This is a genomic window from Calditrichota bacterium (assembly GCA_014359355.1).
In the GTDB taxonomy this organism is placed as follows: Bacteria; Zhuqueibacterota; Zhuqueibacteria; order JANLFK01; family Oleimicrobiaceae; genus Oleimicrobium.
This window is the reverse complement of sequence record JACIZP010000042.1, coordinates 1-5,323: the sequence shown is the minus strand read 5'-3', so window position 1 is coordinate 5,323 and position 5,323 is coordinate 1. Positions and strand designations below refer to the sequence as shown.

Below are 5,323 nucleotides of genomic sequence, written 5' to 3'. Positions count from 1 at the left end.
GCCGAGCACCTGGCCGGCCTGGTCATAGAGTGCCTGGATGCGCGCCGAGCAATGCCCGAGCGAGCCGTCCTTGCGCCGGAACCTGCCGTATGGCTGAATGGCAAAACCGTGTTCGCGCAATTGTGCCATAATGGTTTCACGCTCGGTGGGGTCAGCATAGAGCGTGACGCCCTTGCGTCCCAGGATCGCCTCCGGAGTCTCGAAGCCAAACATGCGGGCCGCCGCCTGGTTGGCTTTCACCACTCTTCCGCCGGCCCCCGTGATTATGATGGCCTCGGGTGTCAGGTCGAAGAGCCTGTTGTAGAGCTCGGTCGTGCCGAGTGATTCCTCGTGCACACCGTGCCGAGGACGAAGGTCGCGGCAGGTACCCTGGACGCCGGCAATGCGTCCCCCTTCGCGGATTGACCAGGCGTGTATCTCTGCAGGTACGCTTCCTTCGGTTGTCGTGGCGAGGTCTACTTCAATGGGCGGGTAGTCGATGCCGCGCAGCAGCTGCTTCAGCATCGCGCGGACCTTGTCTTGGTGACGTGCCGAGACCAACTCTTCCAGAGGACAGCCATGCAGCTGTGACGCCTGGCGGCCCACCTGCTCGAGGAATCGAGGGTTCGCATAAAAGAAACGGCCGCGACGGTCCAATGCGAAGATGCCGTCTCTTGCCTGCTCAGGAGCAAAAGGGATGGTTTGCCCCAGAACTGCTGCATCGTGCGAAGTGTGTGTGGTCAAGGCGTAAACCTCCAGCTCTCCGATGGCCGCCGCAATGGCCTGTTGACTGTCCTGCCCAGAGCAGGGAACCCGTTGCTCACCTGAGGATACCGAGCGCAACCTTGCGCTGATGTCTCCGTTTACAACGCGCTGCTAAAAGTACCACTTTTGCCGGGAAAAGTCAAGGCCAATTAGCTGGCTGCGCGAGGACGGCGTGTGCACGGCTTCACGGACGACGGGTGACCTCAGCACTTCCCAATGAGCGCGAAAGTGGGCAGCAAGAAAACTCTTGATTTTGCCGCCGCCGATTACTAAATTTGCAGCGTCGGAAATCTCGCAAAGCCGAAGTGGTGAAACTGGCAGACGCGCACGGTTCAGGGCCGTGTGGGCTTACGCCCGTGGGGGTTCGACTCCCCCCTTCGGCACACTGGTGGACGCGGACGTTCCTTGGGGAGAGTCCGCGTCGCGTTTTTGGTGACATCCTTGCCTCTGGCCACTCTCTTGCCGCAGGGTCTGAAGCGTCCGACGTAGCCTGGGCACAGCCGCACCGTGGTTGTCCGAGCCCTGTTGTGGAAAAACAACACGCCCCTCCCCGAATGTTGTAAAAGTGATACACCCTTCTGGAAGGAGGCGTCCGCGACCGCCATAAGTGCTGGTTTTCCAAATGGCCCAAAAATCGGCACTGTGGCCCGTTAGTTGCAAGTAGCGATTGCGAAGCGACGGAACCGCTAAGATCGCCAGCACCGGAATGCGACAGTAAGAAGGACTACTTGGATTAGGGGACGTCGGAGCTATCGAGCTCAGCGAGGGCCGGGCGACGGCGGGTCATGATAGGGGGAAAGGCGGGTTCCTCAGCCCCCGAGGACCCGCCTTTCTCTTTTCTGCTCTCACGGAACGCTGTTCCGCCCGCAAGCGCATCGCCAACGGCCGTAGGGAGCTTTCCGCATTCGCAGGAGGCCTACACTTTTCTCTTGACTATTTTCTCTCTCTTGCGTATGTTCAAGCGTCACGTGACGGCACGCCGGGCGCGGCGCGTCTCTTGTGCACCACCCCCCGGAGCAAATCTCGGAAGCGGAGGAACGAGCCGGGAAGCGGCGCTCTGTTCGGGTGTGAAGAAGCAGTCCGCGCAGGTGGGCACTGCAGGCTAGTGAAGGAAATACGGTGTCCCTGGTCGGCTGCCGTCGAGCGCATGAGACTGACGGAGGGATCGCCCTCATGGGTGATGGCTTGCAAGCATTTGCCCTCGCTGCAGGAACACCCGCCGCGCTGGCAGCAACTGGAGTCACGGCCCTGGTCCTAGTGCTGGCTGCCCTTTGTGCCTGGTTGTGGATGTCTCGGCTGTGTGAGAGGCGCGAGGTGGTGCGCATTCTGGGGGCATTTCCCTGCGCCGCTTTCCTCGTCGATGCCAAAGGCAGAGTCGTGCACAGCAACAGGATGGCCCGCAGCCACATGGTCAGTGGAGTCAACGACCCCCGCGGTTTACATTACTCAGAAGTCTTTCCGCCCCCGATAGTCCACGAACTTGGCGTGGTCCTGAAAGAGCTTGGTACGGAGGGCGAGGTGCGGGAACCGGTGGATGACCGGGTGGTGCAACTCCCAGGCGGCCGGGCGGGGGTCATCCGCGGCGTGTCGGTCTCGGAAAGGCGTTGGGGGCCTTGCGCCAGCCTTTTGACCATAGAAGACACCTCGGCAAGGGTAGAACTGCGGCGGGCCTTGGACTGGGCGGCCCTCGCGCAGCAGTTGGCCCACGAGATAAAGAACCCTCTGCACACGGTGCTGCTGACCTTACAGCGCTTGCAGTTGGCCTACCACGAGACTCGCGCAAAGAGCAGTGCCGCTATGGATCGCTACGTCGATTCGGCCATTCAAGAGATCGAAAGGTTGCGTGCCATCGCCGACGGCTTCTTGCGTTTTACCAGCCTGAAACCTCCCAAGGTGTGCGTCATGGAGGCGAGGGAATTGCTCAACGCCGTGGAGCGCCAGGTGCGCCAGTGGCTACCGGAAACGGTGGACCTCATCGTGGAGTGCGAAGAAGGCCTCCCCCAGGTGCGTGTGGACTTGGAGGGGATGCAGCGCCTGTTTTTCAACATCTTTGACAACGCGGTGCAGGCCATGAAAGGAAAAGGCCGCATCTTCTTGCGCGCGGGCCTGACCCAGTGGCTTGCCGTTGGAGAGCCGGTACGGCGCGAATTCGTCACCTTCGAAGTCAGCGATACGGGGTGTGGCATTCCTGACGAGCTTTTGGGGCGCGTGTTCGAGCCGTACGTCTCCGGCAAGGACGGAGGCACGGGGCTTGGGCTGAGCATTTGCCGCCACATCGTCAAAGAGCACGGGGGGCGTATCAGCCTACAGAGCAAGGTCGGCGTGGGTACCACCGTTCGCGTGGAGCTCCCTGCATATCAGGCTTAGACAAGGGTTGTGGTCATGAAACGCCAGGGTGCAGCGCACATCCTTGTGGTTGACGACGAACAGAAGGCCCTCGACATCATGGAAGACATCCTCATGCACGAGGGCTATCGGGTGTCGACGGCTACGACGGCTGAGGAGGCACTGCGGTTGGCCGAACAAGAAAACCCGGACCTTGTGCTGCTCGACCTGGTCATGCCAGGAGTGAACGGCATGGAGCTACTGCGCCGCTTAGTCGCCTTGGACAGCACGCGTCCAGTGGTGATGATTTCTGCCCATGGTGACATCCCGAAGGCAGTGGATGCGATCCTGCAAGGCGCAACGGATTTTCTGCAAAAGCCCGTCAAGCTGCCGGACCTCCTTCGCCACATCCAGGAGAACTTGCAGAAGGGGCAGGCCTTGCGCCGAGCGGCAGCCTCCGCGGCAGAGCTCTATGAGCGCTACGGAATGGTCGGCACCAGCCGCCAGATGCGCGAAGTCTATAGCATCATCGACCGCGCCGCACCTACTGATGCCACCGTGCTCATCCTCGGCGAGACTGGCACCGGAAAAGAGCTGGTCGCCTCCGCCATCCACCGCCTGAGCGGCCGTAAAGGACGCTTTGTGGCGGTCAACTGCTCGGCTTTTCCGGAGGGGCTGTTGGAAAGCCAGCTCTTTGGCCACAAGAAGGGAGCCTTCACCGGGGCGACCCGGGACTATGAGGGAATTTTCGTGCACGCCAACGGGGGCACTGTTTTTCTCGACGAACTATGCAGTATGAGCCTCTCGGCGCAGGCGAAGGTCCTCCGGACATTGGAGAGCGGTGAAGTGCAGCCTGTGGGGAGCGAGTCTGTGCGGATGGTGGATGTCCGGCTCATTGGCGCCAGCAATCGCAACATCGAGGAGGAGGTGCGCGCTGGCCGCTTTCGGGAGGACCTCTACTACCGGCTCAACGTCGTCAAGATTCAGCTACCTCCTCTCCGCGACCGTCGGGAGGACATTCCGCAGTTGGTCGGCCATTTCCTCAGGCAGGCATGCCAGGAGCAGCACAAACCGCTCATCCGCCTCACGCCTGCAGCCATGGAGGCGCTTGTGGGCTCTGCCTGGACCGGCAACGTGCGCGAGCTGCGCAACTTTATCGAGCGCATGGTGATTTTCGCCGATAGGGAGGTCATCGACCTACCGCAGATACGGCACGCGATGTCCGAGGACCAGGATAAGCTGGAGCTCAGCTACGTGGGACTGCCGCTGCGCGAGGCAAGGAGAAGGTTTGAGCGTGACCTGATCAGGGCCAAACTCATCGCCAATGCGTGGAACATGAACGCGACTGCGGAGCAGCTGGGCATTGAGCGGACCAACCTGTACAGGAAGATGAGGCAACTTGGTATCGAGCAGGAGAGCCAGTCCCCGTGAATTAGAAGGCCGCATCGGCCCGGGTGCGTCAATTGGTCAGCTTGCGCTCCCTCTTGCAGGCATCGCAGAAGAAAGCAGGCGCTCCTTTTGCGCCAGGTAGTATCGATAGTTGGCCAGCGACACGTCAGGTGGAACACGATGGTCCACGCAGGGGATGTAGCCGCCGCCAGCCACGAGGGGCGCCAAGGAGTCAAGCTCCTGGTCGATCGCGGCCGGTCCGGCGATGAGGGCGAGCTTGTTCACACCTCCTATCATCAGCACCTGGTCGCCGTGCTCGTGGCGCAGCCGCAAAGGTGAGGTGTGCAGGGCCTCGACCGGGAACATCACCCTAATCCCAGCCCGTAGCCACCCGGGAACCAACTGGTCGATTTTGCCGTCGCAGTCGACCACACTGTGCTTGATGCCATGTGCCCGCAGCTCCTCGACGATCTCCCTGTAGCGAGGGACCATGAGCTGTTCGAACAGCGCCGGCGAGACGAGCGGACCGTGGTTGTAGCACATGTCCTCCCACCACCAGGCGACGTCCACTGCCATCTGCGGCGTGATGTGGGTGCGCACAAGGTGGATGGTCAGCTCTTTGAGGTGGTCCATCATGGCGGCGACCCACGTGGGTTCGGTCATCAGGGCGATGCTCAGGTTCTCGACTCCCATCCAGTTCCGCAACCAGCCGTACAGAGAGCCGGCATCGAAACGGACTGGCCGCCCTTGCTGATGGCGCGTGGCGATAAAGTCGCCGACATGCCTCAGGACGCGGTCCTCGCGGGACCAGTCCAGGCGCTCCCGCTTGAATACCTCCCAGTCGTCAGGCGAGGCGATGGGAAAC

General features: G+C 61.5%; 4 protein-coding genes and 1 tRNA gene. 3 read left to right on the top strand and 2 right to left on the bottom strand.

Translation table 11 applies throughout. The features are described 5' to 3' along the window. The coding region (locus H5U38_01895; GenBank protein ID MBC7185764.1) for a PAS domain S-box protein at positions 1 to 723 on the bottom strand (723 nt) is incomplete at its 3' end. 320 nt (positions 724 to 1,043) lie between these two features. On the opposite strand from H5U38_01895, the gene H5U38_01890 reads away from it, so the two are divergent. The 3 genes from H5U38_01890 to H5U38_01880 all read left to right on the top strand — a co-directional run bounded on the left by H5U38_01890 (position 1,044) and on the right by H5U38_01880 (position 4,500). After that, positions 1,044 to 1,127, top strand: a tRNA-Leu gene (locus H5U38_01890). 790 nt (positions 1,128 to 1,917) lie between these two features. Beyond that, positions 1,918 to 3,111 (top strand): hypothetical protein, encoded by a 1,194-nt coding sequence (locus tag H5U38_01885; protein MBC7185763.1) that lies wholly within the window; start codon positions 1,918 to 1,920, stop codon positions 3,109 to 3,111. A 15-nt stretch (positions 3,112 to 3,126) separates the two neighbouring features. Next, complete coding sequence (locus H5U38_01880) at positions 3,127 to 4,500, top strand: sigma-54-dependent Fis family transcriptional regulator (protein ID MBC7185762.1); 1,374 nt, start codon at positions 3,127 to 3,129, stop codon at positions 4,498 to 4,500. Between the two features lie 36 nt (positions 4,501 to 4,536). On the opposite strand, the gene H5U38_01875 is transcribed toward H5U38_01880, so the two are convergent. Further along, positions 4,537 to 5,323: hypothetical protein (locus H5U38_01875; protein ID MBC7185761.1), on the bottom strand; the 787-nt coding region annotated here is incomplete at its 5' end.